This window comes from Streptomyces sp. NPDC002754 (assembly GCF_053592315.1).
Map to the genome: position 1 here is coordinate 188,997 of NZ_JBSFVM010000001.1, position 16,412 is coordinate 205,408.

At 70.9% G+C, this 16,412-nt stretch carries 14 protein-coding genes; 8 read left to right on the forward strand and 6 right to left on the reverse strand.

Going from position 1 to position 16,412, the window contains the following annotated elements:
• Positions 1 to 4 precede the first annotated feature (4 nt).
• On the reverse strand, positions 5 to 1,039 hold the full coding sequence (locus ACWD2L_RS01040) for an AraC-like ligand-binding domain-containing protein (protein WP_351330354.1): 1,035 nt from the start codon (positions 1,037 to 1,039) through the stop codon (positions 5 to 7).
• Positions 1,040 to 1,194: 155 nt separating this feature from the next.
• On the opposite strand from ACWD2L_RS01040, the gene ACWD2L_RS01045 reads away from it, so the two are divergent.
• The 6 genes from ACWD2L_RS01045 (at position 1,195) to ACWD2L_RS01070 (ending at position 7,250) form a co-directional block, all read left to right on the forward strand.
• Positions 1,195 to 2,667, forward strand: coding sequence for an APC family permease (locus ACWD2L_RS01045; protein ID WP_351330353.1), 1,473 nt, complete (start codon positions 1,195 to 1,197; stop codon positions 2,665 to 2,667).
• Positions 2,664 to 3,293, forward strand: coding sequence for a response regulator transcription factor (locus ACWD2L_RS01050; protein ID WP_351330352.1), 630 nt, complete (start codon positions 2,664 to 2,666; stop codon positions 3,291 to 3,293). Before ACWD2L_RS01045 ends, ACWD2L_RS01050 begins: the two co-directional genes overlap by 4 nt.
• A 9-nt stretch (positions 3,294 to 3,302) precedes the next feature.
• Positions 3,303 to 4,805: a PAS domain-containing sensor histidine kinase gene (locus ACWD2L_RS01055; protein WP_351330351.1), complete on the forward strand. Its 1,503-nt coding sequence runs from the start codon at positions 3,303 to 3,305 to the stop codon at positions 4,803 to 4,805.
• Positions 4,806 to 4,930: 125 nt separating this feature from the next.
• Positions 4,931 to 6,076: an acyl-CoA dehydrogenase family protein gene (locus ACWD2L_RS01060; RefSeq protein WP_351330349.1), complete on the forward strand. Its 1,146-nt coding sequence runs from the start codon at positions 4,931 to 4,933 to the stop codon at positions 6,074 to 6,076.
• 56 nt (positions 6,077 to 6,132) lie between these two features.
• Positions 6,133 to 6,495, forward strand: a complete 363-nt coding sequence (locus ACWD2L_RS01065) for a hypothetical protein (protein ID WP_351330348.1) — start codon at positions 6,133 to 6,135, stop codon at positions 6,493 to 6,495.
• Positions 6,492 to 7,250 carry an SDR family NAD(P)-dependent oxidoreductase gene (locus ACWD2L_RS01070; protein ID WP_351330347.1) on the forward strand — a complete coding sequence of 253 codons (759 nt, stop codon included), beginning with the start codon at positions 6,492 to 6,494 and terminating at the stop codon, positions 7,248 to 7,250. Before ACWD2L_RS01065 ends, ACWD2L_RS01070 begins: the two co-directional genes overlap by 4 nt.
• A 157-nt stretch (positions 7,251 to 7,407) precedes the next feature.
• On the opposite strand, the gene ACWD2L_RS01075 is transcribed toward ACWD2L_RS01070, so the two are convergent.
• Entirely contained in the window at positions 7,408 to 8,892 is a 1,485-nt protein-coding gene (locus ACWD2L_RS01075; protein WP_351330345.1) for an aldehyde dehydrogenase, read from the reverse strand.
• A gap of 199 nt (positions 8,893 to 9,091) precedes the next feature.
• Here ACWD2L_RS01075 and ACWD2L_RS01080 point away from each other — a divergent pair, with 199 nt between their 5' ends.
• Complete coding sequence (locus tag ACWD2L_RS01080; protein WP_351330343.1) at positions 9,092 to 11,035, forward strand: primary-amine oxidase; 1,944 nt, start codon at positions 9,092 to 9,094, stop codon at positions 11,033 to 11,035.
• A gap of 27 nt (positions 11,036 to 11,062) precedes the next feature.
• Here ACWD2L_RS01080 and ACWD2L_RS01085 read toward each other — a convergent pair whose 3' ends face one another.
• The 4 genes from ACWD2L_RS01085 to ACWD2L_RS01100 all read right to left on the reverse strand — a co-directional run bounded on the left by ACWD2L_RS01085 (position 11,063) and on the right by ACWD2L_RS01100 (position 14,732).
• Positions 11,063 to 12,199: an NAD(P)/FAD-dependent oxidoreductase gene (locus ACWD2L_RS01085; protein ID WP_351330341.1), complete on the reverse strand. Its 1,137-nt coding sequence runs from the start codon at positions 12,197 to 12,199 to the stop codon at positions 11,063 to 11,065.
• Between the two features lie 27 nt (positions 12,200 to 12,226).
• Positions 12,227 to 12,424, reverse strand: coding sequence for a hypothetical protein (locus ACWD2L_RS01090; RefSeq protein WP_351330339.1), 198 nt, complete (start codon positions 12,422 to 12,424; stop codon positions 12,227 to 12,229).
• 104 nt (positions 12,425 to 12,528) lie between these two features.
• Positions 12,529 to 13,305, reverse strand: coding sequence for a FadR/GntR family transcriptional regulator (locus ACWD2L_RS01095; RefSeq protein ID WP_351330337.1), 777 nt, complete (start codon positions 13,303 to 13,305; stop codon positions 12,529 to 12,531).
• Positions 13,302 to 14,732 (reverse strand): amidase, encoded by a 1,431-nt coding sequence (locus tag ACWD2L_RS01100; protein WP_351330335.1) that lies wholly within the window; start codon positions 14,730 to 14,732, stop codon positions 13,302 to 13,304. The genes ACWD2L_RS01095 and ACWD2L_RS01100 overlap by 4 nt, the downstream gene beginning before the upstream one ends.
• Positions 14,733 to 14,854: 122 nt before the next feature.
• On the opposite strand from ACWD2L_RS01100, the gene ACWD2L_RS01105 reads away from it, so the two are divergent.
• The gene (locus ACWD2L_RS01105) at positions 14,855 to 16,405 is read left to right on the forward strand and encodes an ABC transporter substrate-binding protein (RefSeq protein WP_351330334.1); all 1,551 of its coding nucleotides are present in this window, start codon (positions 14,855 to 14,857) and stop codon (positions 16,403 to 16,405) included.
• Positions 16,406 to 16,412: the final 7 nt, after the last annotated feature.

Sequence of the window (16,412 nt, forward strand, 5' to 3'; positions counted from 1 at the left end):
AGAGCTACCCGTCGGTGTCCGCGCCGACGCGGTCGTGAGGGACCCGCTCCGCGAGCGCCCGGCGACGGAAGTCGCGTGGCGTCTGGCCATACGCCGTCTTGAACACCCGGCTGAAGTGGCGTCCGTCAAGGAGACCCCAGCGTGCGGCGATCATGCCGATGGGCTGCCGGAGCGCCGCCGGGCTCGCGAGATCCCGCGCGCACCGCTCCAGGCGGCGCGTCCGGATCCAGCCCGCGACCGTCAGGTCCTCGGCGGCGAACAGCTTGAACAGATAGCGGCGGGAGATCCCGTGCGCCTCGGCGATCGAGTCCGGTGTGAGCCCCGGGTCCGGGAGGCGGCTGTCGATGTGCGCGCGGATCCGCAGCATCATCGCGTGCCCCGGCTCCGCCGGTGCCGCACGGTCGAGGCTCTCCGACAGCAGCGCCGTCATCAGCGACGCCGCCCCGTCGGCGAGGCCCGTCGCCGCGGGTCCCGCGCAGGTACGGGCCTGTTCGCCGAGCGAGCGCAGGAAGGGACCCACCACGGCCGCCACCCCGCTCTCCCCGGCCAGCCGGCGTGCCGTGAGACCGCGCACCGCCTCGGGCCGCACCGGCAGCATCGCCCGCGGCACCAGCATCAGCACGGTGCGGAAGGAGGTGTCGTAGCGGAACGCGTACGGGCGTGTGGTGTCGCAGATCGCGAGGTCACCGGGCCCCAACGCCCCGTACACGCCGTCCTGTTCGACGACACATGTGCCGGCGACCTGGAGCGCCACCTTGTAGTGGTCGACCTCACTCCGCGCCGTCAGCCGCTCGGTGCGCCGCACCCGCAGCGGCCCCGCGCTGATGGAGCCGAGCAGGAGCTGTCCCAGCGCGTCGCAGGTGGCCGTGGCGTGGAAGGCGTCCGCCGCGACGGGCCGGGTGTCGAGCCCGCCGAACACCTGCGACATCTCCCGCGCCCAGTGCTCGAAGCGGTCGCCCCGGGCGACGCCGTCGGTGGTCACGTACTCGGTGCTCGTGCACTCGGTGCTCACGGACTCGGGACTCACGTACGAAGGCATGCTGCGCTCCACCCGCCGGAGGACTTTCGATCAAGGTAGTCCGCGTATGCGTGCATGCAAAGGCGGTAACGGATGCACGCGCCCGCACTCCAGGACCGCCCGCCGCGCGCACAGTTCGTCCCGACCCCATCGAACTCCGGCCCCAGGGAGACCGCGTGATCGAGCAGCCCGCACGACCGGAAGCCGCACCGGAACCGCGCACCCGGCTGCGCAAGGGCGCCGTGGGCGTGGCCGGCATGGTGTTCTTCGTGCTGTCCGCGCAGGCGCCCCTGACCGGCGTCGCGGGGACCCTGCCCATCCCGCTCGGCCTCGGCAACGGCGGCGCGGCGCCCGCCGTCTACCTCGTGGTCGGCGTCATGGTCGCCCTGTTCGCCGTCGGGTTCATCGCGATGAGCCGGCACGTGACCGACGCGGGCGCCTTCTACGCGTACGTGTCCCGCGGCCTCGGCCGGCCGCTCGGCGTCGGCGCCTCGCAGGCGGCGATCCTCTGCTACAGCGCGACGCAGGCCGCGCTCTACGGCCTGTACGGCGTGGTGGCGCAAGGACTCGGACAGCGTTACCTCTCGCTCGACATGCCGTGGTGGGTGTGGACGCTCGCCACGATGCTCCTCGTGCACGCGCTCGGCTGTCTGAACATCGAGCTCGGCGCGCGGCTGCTCGCTGTGCTCGTCGTCGCCGAGACCTCGGTGCTGCTGCTGTTCGCCGGCCGTGAACTCCTCGGCGGGGGTGGCCCGCACGGCCTCGACATCGCCGGGTCGTTCGCCCCCTCCGCCTTCTTCACCGGCGCGCCCGGAGTGGCGCTGACCTTCGCCATCGGCTGCCTCCTCGGGTTCGAGTCGACCGCCCTGTACGCGAAGGAGGCACGGGACCCCGCGCGCACGGTGCCTCGGGCAACCTATGTGTCGGTCGCGGTGATCTCGCTGTTCTTCGCCTTCGTCTCCTGGATGATCGTGAGCTACTACGGCGCGGACCGCGTCCAGGGCGCCGCGCTCAGCGCGTTGAGGGAAGGCGATGCCACCTCCGTCGTCCTCACACCCCTCACGCAGACGCTGGGCGGCTGGGCCGGTGATGTCACGCAGGTCCTGCTGGCCAGTTCGCTGCTCGCGGGCGTCGTCGCCTTCCACAACGGGATCAACCGCTACTTCCACTCCCTCGGCCGGGCCGGGGTGCTGCCCCGCGCGCTCGCCCGCACCAACCGGCACGGGGCGCCGTATGCGGCGAGCCTGGCGCAGACGGCGCTCGCCGCGGTCCTCGTCGTGCCGTTCGCCGTCGCCGGGGCAGACCCGGTGCTCACGCTGCTGACCTGGGGCGGCGGCGTCAGCGTGCTCGCCCTCATGCTGCTGTACCTGCTCACCTCGATGTCCGTGATCGTGTTCTTCCGCAGAACCCGGCTCGATGAAAGGATCTGGCACACCGTGCTCGCTCCGCTGCTGGCGATCGCCCTGCTGTGCGGCGCGACGGTACTGGCGCTGCGCAACTTCACCACCCTGGTCTCCGCGTCCGGCGGCACGGCGCTGGTCCTGGAACTGACCGTGGTCGCGGTGTTCGCCGGGGGAGTGGTCCTCGGCCTGCTGCGGCCGGGCGGGGCGGAGCGGGCACGCACGTACGATGGAAGCGAGGAATCATGAGTGAACCGGCGCCCGACCTCGTCTACGTGCTCGACGACGACGAGCAACTGTGCCTCTCCCTGGCCTGGCTGCTGGAATCCGTGCACATCAAAACGGAGTGGTTCACCGACGCCGACACCTTCCTCGCCGCCTTCGACCCGGACCGCCCGGCCTGCCTCGTCCTCGACGTACGCATGCCGGGCATCGGCGGATTCCACGTACAGGAACTCCTCAACGCCCAGGGCGCGGCGCTGCCCATCGTCTTCGTGTCCGCGCACGGTGACATCCCCATGTCGGTGCGCGCTCTTCAGGCCGGAGCCGTCGACTTCCTGGAGAAGCCGTACGATCCCCAGCGGCTGCTCGACATCCTGCAAAAGGCCCTGCGGGTGGCGGGTGAGCGCTACGCGCGCCGCGCCGAGCAGCGTTCCTTGCGTGAGCGGATCACCCACCTCAGCCCGCGGGAACGCGAGATCCTGCGCCAGGTCGTCGAGGGCATCCCCAGCAAGGTGATCGCGCGGCAGCTCGGCATCAGCCTGAAGACGGTCGACGCCCACCGTGCGCGCATCCGCGAGAAGACGCACGCCGACACCCTCGGCGCCCTCATCGGCGACATGATGCGCTGCGGCCTGCGCCCCGAAGAGGTGTGACACACCCTGATGCCCGCCACCGCCGACCTCGCCTGCCCCGACCTGGCCCGCCTCTTCGAGGTCATCGACCACTGCGTCCTGGTGCACGACGCACACACCAAGGACATCCTGTGGGCCAACCCGGCCGCGCTCACCGCGTTCGGCTTCACCCTCGACGAGCTCAAGCCGCTCAAGGCCCCCGACATGAGTTCCAACGCGGCGCAGTACGCGCGGCACATCGGCGTCGCCTGGCTGCAACGGGCCGCCGACGAGGGCCGCAGCCGCATCGAGTGGTGCTACCGGTCGAAGTCCGGCAGTGACATCCTCAGCGAGGCGCTCGCCAAGCGTGTGGAACTCTCCACCGGCCCCGTCGTCATGGTGCAGTTCCGCGACATCGCCGAGGAGAAGGCCACCCGCCGCGACCTCACCCGCACCGAGGCCAGGCTCCAAGCGTTCCTGCGCAACCTCGACGAGGGCATCGTCGTGCTCGACGACGACGGCCGTATCGTCTTCGCGGGCGAATCGGCCGGCATCCTGCTCGACCGGGACCCCGACGACCTGCACGGCAGCGACTTCACCGAGTTCCTCGCCGCCGACTCCACCGCCGTCCTGCGCGACGTACTGAAGGACACCTCACGCGGCGGCCGGCCCACCGACGCCCGCTACCGCCTCGCGGTCGCCGACGACGCCGGCGGCGGACCCGAGCGCTGGTTCGCGGCGCGCAGCCAGTACATCGACATCGAGAACGACCTGCGGGGCCTGCTTCTCCTCTTCCACGACATCACCGACACGGTGCACACCGAGGAGGAACACCGGCGCGACGCCCAGTACCTCAACCACCTGGCGCGCTACAACGCCATGGGTGACATGGCGATGGCCATCGCCCATGAGGTCAGCCAACCCATCGCGGCCGCCCACAACTTCGTCGCGGGCGCACTCGGCCGCATCGACGACACCCCTGAGTCCGGCTCGCTGCGCTGGGGCCTCGACCACGCCACCCGCCAACTGGAGCGCGCCACCACGATCCTGTCGAGCCTGCGCGCCTACGTGGTGCGCCTGGAGGACGCGAAACGGTCCGTCGACGTCAACGACATCGTCGCCGACTGCGCCTACTTCGTGGACGTACGGGCCAGGGCGCACCAGGTCGCCGTGCGCTGGGAACGGGCGCCGGAGGACCTGCCCGTCAGCTGCGAGAAGGTGCTCATCGGGCAGGTCGTCATGAACCTCGCCTTCAACGCGCTTGAGGAGATGGCCCGTTGGCCCGACGAACCGGGTGAGGTCACCATCTGCACCCGCAGGAACGCCGACTGGGCCGAGGTCGAGGTGCGCGACACCGGCGGCGGCCTTCCGGCGTCCTCGGGCGGGCGGATCTTCGACGGAGTGTTCACCTCGAAGGGCAACGGACACGGCATCGGCCTCGCCCTGAGCCACCGCATCATCACCCGCCACGGCGGCGAGATCGAGGCGTTCCCGAACTCCCCGCACGGCACCGTCTTCCGGTTCAGACTGCCGCTGCGGGCCCCAGCGGCGTAAACGATCAGGGAAATCCCCTACGCTCCACCACCCATTCCCAATTGTTGGCTCACGGTGACCCGCATAGCGTGATGAGTGCATCGAGTTCGAGCGATCAACTCGCAGCCCAGGCAGGGGAATTACTCATGACACAGACGCTGGACCCGCCCTCGACCGCCACCGAAGCGGCCTTCGAGCACGTGCTTGACCTGGTGGCCGAGCGCAGGGCGGAATTCGAGACCGCGCGGCACGTACCACGCGACATGATCGCCGAATTCAAGAAGGCGGGCCTCTACCGCGCCAGTGCCCCCCGCCGATTCGGCGGCGAACCACTGCCACCGGCCGCGTTCCTGCGCCTGATCGAGCGGATCTCGCGGGTCGACGGGTCGGCCGGCTGGGTCGCGAGTTTCGGCTCCTCCCTGATCTATCTCGCGGCGCTGCCACTGGAGACCCAGGAGCGGCTGTACGCGGACGGGCCCGACGTCGCCTTCGCCGGCGGCCTCTTCCCCGTACAGGCCGCCGAACCCGTCGACGGCGGCTACCGGGTCTCGGGCCGCTGGAAGTTCGCGAGCGGCTGCAAGGGAGCCGACGCCCTCGGCGTCGGCATCAAGGTGGGCGAGGACCGGGCGGGCCGGCCGCGCACGGCGGTGCTGCGCCCCGAGGACGTCGAGATCGTCGAGAACTGGGACGTCATCGGGATGCGCGGCACCGGCAGCCACGACCTCGCCGTGGACGGCGTCGTCGTACCCGAGAAGTGGACCTTCGTCCGCGGCGGCGAGCCGACCGTCGACGAACCGCTCTACCGCTACCCGGCCGTGCCCTACGCCGCCCAAGTCCTCGCCGTCGTCGGCCTCGGCGTGGCGCGGGCCGCGCTCGACCAGGTCATCACGGAGGGCGGGCGCGCCAGTTACACCGGAGGCCCGGTCGCGGCCGACCGTGCCGCGTACCGGATCGCGGTGGGCCGCGCGGAGGCCCGGCTGCGTTCGGCCCGCGCGTTCTTCTACGAGATCACCGAAGAGGTGTGGGAGACCGTGCTGCGCGGCGACCCGGCCACCGACCACCAGGCGAGCCTGCTGCGCCTCGCCTCCACGGCCCTCGCGCAGGACTCCTTCGAGGTCGCCCGCAGCGCCTACCAACTCGCGGGCATCCGGGCCATCGCGGACGGCAGCCCGATGCAGCGCTGTCTGCGGGACGCCTCCGTGGTGCCGCAGCACGCGTTCTTGCAGGAGGGCCTGTACGACGGGGCGGGGGCGGTGCTCATGGGCGTCGACCCGTTCCCCGGCTATATCTGACCTTTGCTCACGAGAACCCCTACGGCATGAGAACCCCTAAGAAAGGTGTGACCCACATGTCCGCTTCCCCCCAGACACCTCTGCGGGTGCTGTTCTGCATCGGCGTCAACCAGAACTTCTTCGACCTGCCGACCGGGCAGGGCAAGGCGGTCTGGGACGGCTTCACCAGCATGCTGCGCCAACTGCACGAACTGCCGGGACTGAACGTCATCGGCACCATCGACGACGACCAGCACATGGTCGGTCCCTCCGGCTCCTGGCCCTGGACCAGCTATGTCCTCGCCGACGTCGTGGACCAGCCGACCGTCGCCGCGGCCTGCAACCTCTTCCGTACCGTGCAGGTCGGCGAGCACGGCCTGTGGCGGTACATGAAGATCGAGGCCCGCGTCGGCCGTCCGCTCCCGGACGTGACGAAGTGAGCCCCGAGGGCACGGGGGAGCGCGTGGTCCTGGTCACCGGCGCCGCCGGCGGCCTCGGCGGCTGCATCGCCGCACGCTTCTACGACCACGGATACCGGGTCGCCCTGACCGACCTGGACGAGGAGGCCGCGGTCAAGGCGGCGGCCGAACTCGACCCCACCGGCGAGAACGCCGTCGGCCTCGCCCTCGACGTCCGCGACAAGGACGCCTTCACCCGCGCCCGCGACCGGCTCGTCGAACGCTGGGGCGCGGTGCACGTCCTCGTGAACAACGCCGGGCACTCCAAGGTCGAGTCACTCATGGACATCACCCCGGAGAGCTTCGCCGCCGTGGTGGAGACCAACATGCACGGGACCTTCTTCGGCTGCCAGGTCTTTGGCTCGTACTTCGCCGAGCGAGGCTACGGACGCATCGTCAACCTCGGCTCGCTCGCGGGCCAGAACGGCGGCACGGCGACCGGGGCGCACTACGCGGCGTCCAAGGGCGGCGTCGCGACGCTCACCAAGGTGTTCGCCCGCGACCTCGGCCCGCGCGGCGTCACCGTCAACGCCGTCTCGCCGGGGCCGCAGGACCTGCCGGTGGTGCGGCGCACCGTGGACCCGGAGAAGCTCGCGCAGACCGAGGCGATGATCCCGGTGGGCCGCCTCGGCCGCCCGCAGTTCATCGCCGACATGGTCGTCCTGCTCTCCGCGGAGCACGCGGACACGGTGACGGGGGCGTGCTGGGACGCCAACGGGGGGCTGTTCATGCGGTGACCGCCCAGCCACCGGCCCGTGGCGGTGGGCCGCCCCCACGCCACGGGGCTCCGCCCCGGACCCCGCTCCTCAATTGCCGGAGGGGCTTGATATGGCTGGTCCGGTCCCCGCTCGGCGGTCGTCGGAGGGGTGGATATGGCTGCCCCGGACCCGCGCCTCAATCGCCGGCGGGGCTTGATTTGGCTCGGCTGGTGCCCACGCCATACACGCTCTGGAACCGCAGATACGCCGCGAGCCCCTCGGGCCCCAGCTCGCTGCCCAGGCCGCTCGTCTTCGTGCCGCCGAACGGGGCGACGGGGTCCGGGAGATAGCCGTTCACGCCGATCGTGCCGGTGTGCACGCGGTGGGCGACGGCCGTGCCGCGTTCCGGGTCGGCGGTCCATACGGTGCCGCCGAGTCCGAAGTCGGAGTCGTTGGCGATGCGGACGGCGTCCTCCTCGTCCTCGTAGGGGATGACGCACAGGACCGGGCCGAAGATCTCCTCGCGGGCGACGGTCCAGGAGTTGTCGACGTCGGCGAGGACGGTCGGCTCCAGGAACCAGCCGCGCCTCAGGCCGGCGGGGCGGCGGCCGCCCGTGGTGAGCCGGGCGCCCTCGGCGAGGCCCTTGGCCACGTACCCCTCGACCCGTTCGCGCTGTGCGGCGCTGACCAGAGGGCCGATCAGGGTCTCCGTGTCGAGGGCGTTGCCGACGGGCAGCGAGCGGGCCAGGTCGGTGACGAGGTCGACGACTTCGGCGTAGCGGCCGCGCGGGGCGAGGACGCGGGTGCTGAGGAAGCAGGTCTGGCCGTTGTTGGTGAGCGTCGCCGCGACGAGGTCCTGACCGATGGCCGCCGGGTCCAGTTCGGCGTCGTCGAGGACGATGCCGGCCGACTTGCCGCCCAACTCCAGTGTCACGGGCCGCAGCAGGCGACCGCAGGTCTCGCCGATGGCGCGGCCCGCGGCCGTCGAGCCGGTGAACGCGACCTTGTCCACGCCCGGATGCGCCACCAGGTGGGAGCCCGCCGTGCGCCCGCCCGGAACGATGTTGAGGACCCCGGCCGGCACCCCGGCGGCCTGCGCGGCCTCGGCGACCAGGAACGTGTCGAGCACCGTCTCCGGGGACGGCTTGAGCACCACCGTGCAGCCGGCCGCCATCGCGGGCGCGATCTTGAACATGGATAGGACCTGCGGATAGTTCCACGGCACGATCGCCGCCACGACCCCCACCGGCAGCCGGCGCACCTCCACCGAGCCGCCGAGCAGCCCGGTACGCACCTCGCTGAACGCGGTCTCGCGGGCCAGACCCGCGTAGTAGCGCAGCACCGCGCCGGGGTAGCCGACCTCCAGTTGCCGGGCGATGCTCACGGGCATCCCGTTCTGCGCGCTGACCAGCGTCGCGATGTCCTGCGCCCGCGCGTCCAGTTCCGCGGCGAACCGCTCCATCACCTCGGCGCGCCGCGCCGGATCCCAACTGGCCCAGCCTCCAAGGGAGTCGAAGGTGGTACGGGCGGCGTGCACCGCCGCGTCGACATCCGCCTCCACCGCCTCGGGAACCGACCCGAGCGGCAGCTCCGTGCTCGGGTCGACGGGCGTCAGGCGCCGCTCGGTGCTGGGGCGAACCCACGTTCCGCCGATGTAGAGGTGGTCATGGCGATGGTCCATGTGCGTACTCCGTAGGTCGCTCGGTGGACCGTTCCCGGCGGGGACGGCATGCTGCGACCCTGACCCTTCGCGCGCGGCGCGGGACACCACTGGGTGCACGCAATGGCGCCTACGCGTGCACGCGCTGCCGCTCCGGCGCGATTCCACCGGCCTACGTTCGCGGTGACACGGACGTACGGCAAAGCTTCGGGAGCGTCTCATGAGTGACCTGCACGATCACGATCCGCTCGCACCGGTGACCGCCGAGGAGATCCGGACTGCCCGGAACATCCTGAGCGCCGCGGGCCTGCTCGCCGACACGACCCGCTTCGCCTACCTAGGGCTCGAAGAGCCCGCGAAGGAAGCCCTGTTCGACGGCGGGGCCGGTACGTGCGACTGGCGCCGGGTGCGGGTCCTGCTCCAGGACACGGCCGGGGCGCCCGCCCACGACGTGGTGGTGTCCCTGGCGGACCGGCGCGTGGTGACGGACCGGCGGCTCGACCCGGTGAAGGACGGGCAACTGCCGGTGTTGGAAGAGGAGTTCGGCGCCGTCGAGGAGCTGCTCGCCAAGGACGAACGGTGGCTCGCAGCCCTGGAGGGCCGGGGCCTCGACGTCCGGAAGGTGCGGGTCGCACCCCTGTCCGCCGGTGCGTACACCGACGAGTACCCGCAGGAGAGCGGACGGCGCATCCTGCGCGGACTGGCCTTCGTGCAGGACCACGAGGCGGACCACGCCTGGGCGCACCCCGTCGACGGGCTCGTCGGCTACGTCGATGTCACCCACCGCACCGTCGACCAGGTCATCGACCTCGGACCCGTCCCCGTCCCCACCGGCTCGGGCAACTTCGACGACCTCGAGGTCGCGGGAGCGCCGCGCACCACCCAGCGCCCCATCGAGATCACCCAGCCGGAAGGCCCGAGCTTCGCCCTCGACGGCCACCGCCTGACGTGGGAGAACTGGTCGCTCGACATCGGCTTCGACGCCCGTGAGGGACTCGTCCTGCACCGTGTCGCCTTCGCCGACCGCGACACCGGCCGCACCCGCCCGATCGTGCACCGCGCCTCGATCGCGGAAATGGTCGTGCCCTACGCCGACCCGTCCCCGGTGCGCTCCTGGCAGAACTACTTCGACACCGGCGAGTACCTGATCGGTCGCTGCGCCAACTCCCTTGAACTGGGCTGCGACTGCGTCGGCGACATCACATACCTGGACGCCGTCATCGCCGACGAGCAGGGCGAACCGAGAACGCTGCGCAACGCGATCTGCCTGCACGAGGAGGACGACGGGATCCTCTGGAAACACACCGACCTGTGGGCGGGCTCGGCGGAGACCCGGCGCCAGCGCCGCATGGTGCTCTCCTTCTTCACCACCATCGGCAATTACGACTACGGCTTCTACTGGTACCTGTACCTCGACGGCACCATCGCCTTCGAGGCCAAGGCGACCGGTGTCGTCTTCACGGCCGCGTACGAGGGCGACGACCGGTTCCGGGCCGAGATCGCGCCGGGGCTCGGCGCCCCCTTCCACCAACACCTGTTCTGCGCACGCCTCGACATGGCCGTCGACGGGATCGCCAACCGCGTCGAGGAGGTCGACGCCGTCCGCGTACCGGTCGGCCCGGAGAACCGGCGCGGCAACGCCTTCACGCTGCGCCGCACCCCGCTGCTCACCGAGCGCGCGGCCCAGCGCGACGCCGACCCGGCCGCCGACCGCACATGGCATGTCACCAACCCGGAATCCCTCAACCAGCTGGGCCGGCCGGTCGGTTACGCACTGTTCCCGGAGGGGAAACCGACCCTGCTCGCCGATCCGGCGTCCTCGGTCGCCGCGCGCGCGGCCTTCGCCACGAGGCATCTCTGGGTGACCCGCTCCGACGCCGCCGAGCGCTATCCGGCGGGCGACTTCGTCAACCAGCACCCCGGCGGGGCGGGCCTGCCCGCGTACGCCGCGGCGGACCGCGACCTCGACGGCCGGCCCCTCACCCTGTGGCACACCTTCGGCCTCACCCACGCTCCGCGCCCCGAGGACTGGCCGATCATGCCGGTCGACCGCACGGGCTTCACACTCAAACCGTTCGGCTTCTTCGACCGCAATCCGACGCTGGACGTGCCGCGTTCGACGTCCGCGCACGGGGCGTGCGGGACGTCGGACTGTCATGAATGAGTAGCCGTGGAGGTGGGTGACCTTCCGCTAGCCGGGGAACCGCCCGGGCCGGAAGCCCGCGAGCAGCTCGTCGCTCCGCCCGCCGAGGATCTCCGAGGCGAGCAGCCGGCCGATGACCGGGCCGAGGGTGATGCCGCTGTGAGTGACGGCTTCGTAGTAGCCCGGCACGTCCGGCACGGCTCCCACGGAGGGGAATCCGTCGGCGGGGATGGGCCGGTTGACGACACGTGTCCGTGCGACGCGGGCGTTTCCGAGCGCGGGGACGACGCGCTGTGCGGACGCGTGGAGCAGCTGCCCGAGATCGTGCGGATCCGCGGGGCCCTCGTCCGCGGCGATAAGCGCGTCGATCTCGCGACTGTGGAGCACCACGGACGTGTTCCCGTCGGGGCGAATCTCGATGTGCGGTGTGTGCATGGCCCGGCGTACCGGCACCTCGGCGCACTCGATCCGTGTGACGGCGCCGGGCTCCCGGCGCATCGGCAGGTGACGTCCGACGAGCCCGGCGACGTGGGAGGCGTCGGGTCCTGCGGCGTTCACGACGGTGCCGACGTCCAGTGTGCTGCCATCGGAGAGGACAAGTGTCCTGACACTTCCGTCCGCCCCGGTGCCGATGTCCCGCACGGCGGCGCCGGCCCGTAGTTCCGCGCCCGCCGCGACGGCCTCCTCGACCAGCCGGCCGACGAGCCGCCGCCCCTGCACCCAGGCCTCGTCGGGGTAGAACAGCACGCGGGTTTCGTCGGGGAGGGCGAGCGCGGGCTCGAATCGGCGCCGCACCTCGGCCCCCGTACACGCCTCGACCCGATACCCCCACCTCCCCAGCAGCTCGGCCGTCTTCACGAGCTTTGCCTCCGCCGCGACACCGTCAGCCCAGCGCAGATGACCGGTGGGATGCCACCACGAGCCCGCCCCGATCACCCAGGCCAGCTCACGGTGCGCCGCGAGCCCCGCGACGTTCAGGTCGAAGTACGACCTGCTGACGGTCTTGTTGCTGGCATTGACCCACGAAAAGGACCAGTCGCTGACGCCTTCGCCGACCCGCCCGGCATCGAGCAGAACCACCCGCACACCGCGCCGCGCCAGATGCCACCCCACACAGGCCCCGAGCACCCCCACTCCGACAACTCCGACCCGCTCGGGCGGCTTCGTCCCGTACCCGATCCTCACGCAGGTCCCCCTTGCGGCACTTTGGGTCTACGAGAGGCCGGACGCCCCGCGGACTTCGTCCTGCCGTACCCATTGAGCGTCCTCGTCCGACGCGGAGTACGCAGGCAGAACCTTGACCCACAACTCGTCGCCGCGCTGCTCCCGCTCCTGCACCAGTCCGTCCACCCAACGCGCCATTCCGTAGTCGTCGCGCCCGGCACGAAACTCCAATCGCTCATCACTCATGACGCGAGGCTAGTGCCGAACGCCAGTGCTCGGTGGGGCCGTTCACCCATTCGATCCACCGGATCGGATACGTGACCCGGACCTGTCTGGGCCTGACACGGTGATCAGTCCTCCTCCCCGTCCACCAGCGCCAGCAACGGTGCCTGGTCCTCCTCCGGCACATACCCCGCGTAGTAGTCGTACAGCGTTCGGCGTGAGATGCGGGCCGCCGCGAGGCCGTCGTGGGTGCGGATGGCCTCCAGGACCTCCTGGTGGTGGCGGAGTGACGTGCGCATCAGGGCCTCGCGGTTGTCCGCGTGGGCGACCTTGTCGGCGATCAGGGTGCGGACCGCTCCGCGGACGACCTGGTTGGAGACCTCCAGCAGCGCGTTGCGGCTGGCCCGCGCCACCACCTCGTGGAACGCCACGTCCGCCGTGCTGAACTCCTCGTGGCCCGCGTCGATGGCGTGTGTCATCGCCGTCACCGTCTCCTCCATCGCGGACAGTTCGGCGTCCGTGCGCAGGTGTGCCGCGAGCTGGCCGGCCGAGCCGTCGAGGATCATGCGGAAGGAGATCAGCTCGGCCATCGAGATGTGCTCGAGGCGGGCCAGGCGGGTCATCTCCTTGGCCAGTCCGGCCGTCGTGAACGGCAGGATCTCCGGGCCGTGCGGGTCGCCGTGGCGGGAACGGATGAGACCACCGCTCTCCAGGACACGCAGCGCCTCGCGCACCGTGGGGCGGCTCGCGCCGAACTGCGTGACCAACTCACGTTCACTCGGCAGGCGTTGACCCGGCTTCAGATCCCCGGACGCGATCGCCTGCTCGATCTGCTCGACGATCCGCTGGTAGAGCCGTACCGGCGCCACCTGCTGAAACCGTGGCCCGCCGTCTGCCGACGTCACGGCGTCTCCTCCTGCTTGCCCTGAGGGGCCCGGTCGGGCCAGCGCGGTACGGCCTCGGCCGGACGGTTCCGCTCGTACCAGGCCGCCGCCTGGAGGACGCCCAGGTCGTCGAAGCGGCGCCCCGAGATCTGTACGCCGATGGGCCGACCGTCCGCCGTGAAGCCGCAGTTGACCGTCGCGGCGGGCTGGCCCGACATGTTGTACGGGGCCGTGAAGCCGATGTGCGACATCGTTTTGCCCGGTTCCATGAACGGCATCGGCTGCTCCGCCGCGAACGCTGCCACAGGCGCCACCGGCGAGAGCACGATGTCGTGGGGGAGCGTCGCCGCCACCGTCAGGGCCTGGATGCGCATGATCTGCTGGTAGCAGCGGAGCACCCGCGTGCCGGGCACGTCGGCGCCCTCGCGGCACCAGCCCATGATGTACGGATGGACGCGCAGCGCCGCCTCGGGGGAGAGCGCGCGGAGGTCGTTCCAGGAGCGCACCCGCCAGAACAGGTCCAGGTCGTCCAGGAGCTGCTGGGACATGAAGGGCTCCAGCGGTTCGACCGTCGCCCCCGCCGACTCGAAAGTGTCGGCCGCCCTGCGCACCGCCTCCACCACCTCCGGATCCCGCGGGCCTCCGCACCCCGCGTCCAGGTGCAGGCCGACCCGCAGCCCGCGCACCTCGCTCCGCGGCCGCGACCAGTCGATGTCCTGCGGCGGCAGGCTCGTCCAGTCGCGCGCGTCGGGCCTGCTCAGGACCCGCATGAACAGGGCCAGGTCCGCGACCGTGCGCGCCATCGGGCCCGCAGCCCGCCCCAAGTACGGTGTGTCCAGCGGGACTCGGCCGTCGCTCGGCTTGAGGGTGGCCAGGCCCAGCCACGTACCGGGAAGCCGGATCGAGCCGCCGATGTCCGAGCCGACGTGCAGCGGCCCGTACCCGCCCGCGGCCGCCGCGCCCGCCCCGGAGCTCGAACCGCCGGTCGTCCAGGCCGGGTTCCAGGGGCTGCGGGTGATGCCGTGCCGGCTGGAGACACCGGAGGAGAGCATGCCCCAGTCGGGCATGACGGTCGAGCCGAGGACCGATCCGCCCGATTCCAGGACCCGTGCGGTGATCGGCGCGTCCCGCTCGGGGACCACCGGCTCCACCCCCGCGTTGCCAGAAGGCATCGGGACACCTCTGCGGGCGATGTTCTCCTTGAGGGTCACCGGCACGCCGTCGATCGGCCCCAGCGGCTCACCGGCCGCCCAACGTGCCTCGCTCGCCGCTGCCGCCTTGCGGGACTCGGCGGGGTCCCGCACCCAGAACGCGTTCAACTCGCCCTCGCGCGCCTCGATCACCGACTGCACGGCGTCGTGCACCTCGACCGGAGACACCGTGCGATCCGCGAAGCGGGCGGTCATCTCGACGGCGGACATGGTGGCCAGGTTCCGTTCAGCGGACATCCGCACCCTCTCCCTCGTGCCGGTGGACAGGTACCACCCTCTTGACAGGTACCGCCTAAGTCGACACGGTACCTGTCAAGTGAGCTTACTGGTCAGGCCAGTTACGGCGGAAGGTGTCGTGCATGAGCAAGGACCGACGGCGCGGGCACCACGTCCGGACGGCCGCGCCCCTCCTGGCCTGCTGTCTTCTGCTCCTGGCCACGGCCTGCTCCGCCGGTTCCACCGCCGCCGGATCCCGCCCCGAGGGCCCCGGCGACTCCCTCGCGGTCGGTGTCACCGCCGAGCCCGCCAACCTCGACTTCACGAAGACCGACGGCGCCGCCATCCCGCAGGCGCTGCTCTACAACGTCTACGAGAACCTCGTGAAGCTCGACCAGCACGGCAAGATCAAGCCGTCGCTCGCGAGGTCGTGGGAGCTGTCGAAGGACCGCAGGACGTACACCTTCCACCTCACCAAGAACGCGAAGTTCAGCAACGGCGCCCCGTTCACCGCCGAGGACGCCAAGTTCTCCATCGAGCGCGTCGTCCCCAAGTGGACCGTGGCACTCAAGGCACAGATGAGCGTCGTCGACCGCGTACGGGCCGTCGCCCGCGACGAGTTGAAGGTGACGCTGAAGCGGCCCAGCAACGACTGGCTGTACCGGATGACCACCCGCACGGGCGCCATGTTCAGCCGCACCGGCGTCGACAAGCTCGCCACCGACCCGGTCGGCACCGGACCGTACGAGCTGAAAAGCTGGAACCGCGGCGACTCGATCACCCTCGCCCGCCGCCCGGACTACTGGGGCCGCGCACCGCACTTCGACACGGTCACGCTGAAGTACTTCAAGGACCCGACGGCGATGAACAACGCGCTGCTCACGGGCACCATCGATGTCATCGGCGCGATGCAGTCACCGGACTCCCTCTACCGCTTCGAGAACAACCCCAAGTACCGCGTCATCGAGGGTTCGACCAACGGCGAGGTGATGCTCTCGCTGAACAACGGTTCAGGGCCCATGAAGAGCAAGAAGGCCCGGCAGGCGGTCCGTTACGCCATCGACCACCGGGCCCTCGTCGACACCTGCTGGGGCGGACGAGGCAAGCTCATCGGCAGCATGGTGCCGCCCACCGACCCCTGGTACCAGGACCTCACCGACCAGTACCCGTACGACCGGGACAAGGCGCGCACGCTCCTCAAGGAATCGGGCGAGGCCGGGCGCACAGTACGGCTGCGAATTCCGACGCTGCCGTACGCCGCCGCCTGCGGCACCGTCGTCAAGAGTCAGCTCGAACAGGCCGGTTTCAAAGTCGAGTTGAGCCAGCTGGAGTTCCCCGCGGCCTGGCTGACCACCGTCTTCAAGAACGCCGACTACGACATGACGATCATGTCCCACGTCGAACCCCGTGACATGCCCGCCGTGTTCGGCGACAAGAAGTACTACACCCGCTACGACAACGCCGCGTTCCGCGAGCTGTTGGCGAAGGCGGACACCGGCAGCCAGAAGGAGCAGGCCGCCGCGATGCGCGCCGCCGCCCGGACGCTGTCGAAGGACGCCGCCGCGGACTGGCTGTTCCTGCTGCCGAACCTGATGGTGGCGGACGCGGACATCACAGGACTGCCGGTCAACAGTGTCACCGAATCCCTGGACCTCACCGGCCTGAGCCGGTCCGGCCGGACCGACCGGTCCTGAAAGGCGG

What these genes read in the sequence shown, in the direction of transcription:
- ACWD2L_RS01040 (WP_351330354.1), bottom strand. Translation starts at nt 1,039, where the DNA reads ATGCCTTCGTACGTGAGTCCCGAGTCCGTGAGCACCGAGTGCACGAGC.
- ACWD2L_RS01050 (WP_351330352.1), top strand. Translation starts at nt 2,664, where the DNA reads ATGAGTGAACCGGCGCCCGACCTCGTCTACGTGCTCGACGACGACGAG.
- ACWD2L_RS01055 (WP_351330351.1), top strand. Translation starts at nt 3,303, where the DNA reads ATGCCCGCCACCGCCGACCTCGCCTGCCCCGACCTGGCCCGCCTCTTC.
- ACWD2L_RS01060 (WP_351330349.1), top strand. Translation starts at nt 4,931, where the DNA reads ATGACACAGACGCTGGACCCGCCCTCGACCGCCACCGAAGCGGCCTTC.
- ACWD2L_RS01065 (WP_351330348.1), top strand. Translation starts at nt 6,133, where the DNA reads ATGTCCGCTTCCCCCCAGACACCTCTGCGGGTGCTGTTCTGCATCGGC.
- ACWD2L_RS01075 (WP_351330345.1), bottom strand. Translation starts at nt 8,892, where the DNA reads ATGGACCATCGCCATGACCACCTCTACATCGGCGGAACGTGGGTTCGC.
- ACWD2L_RS01080 (WP_351330343.1), top strand. Translation starts at nt 9,092, where the DNA reads ATGAGTGACCTGCACGATCACGATCCGCTCGCACCGGTGACCGCCGAG.
- ACWD2L_RS01090 (WP_351330339.1), bottom strand. Translation starts at nt 12,424, where the DNA reads ATGAGTGATGAGCGATTGGAGTTTCGTGCCGGGCGCGACGACTACGGA.
- ACWD2L_RS01100 (WP_351330335.1), bottom strand. Translation starts at nt 14,732, where the DNA reads ATGTCCGCTGAACGGAACCTGGCCACCATGTCCGCCGTCGAGATGACC.
- ACWD2L_RS01105 (WP_351330334.1), top strand. Translation starts at nt 14,855, where the DNA reads ATGAGCAAGGACCGACGGCGCGGGCACCACGTCCGGACGGCCGCGCCC.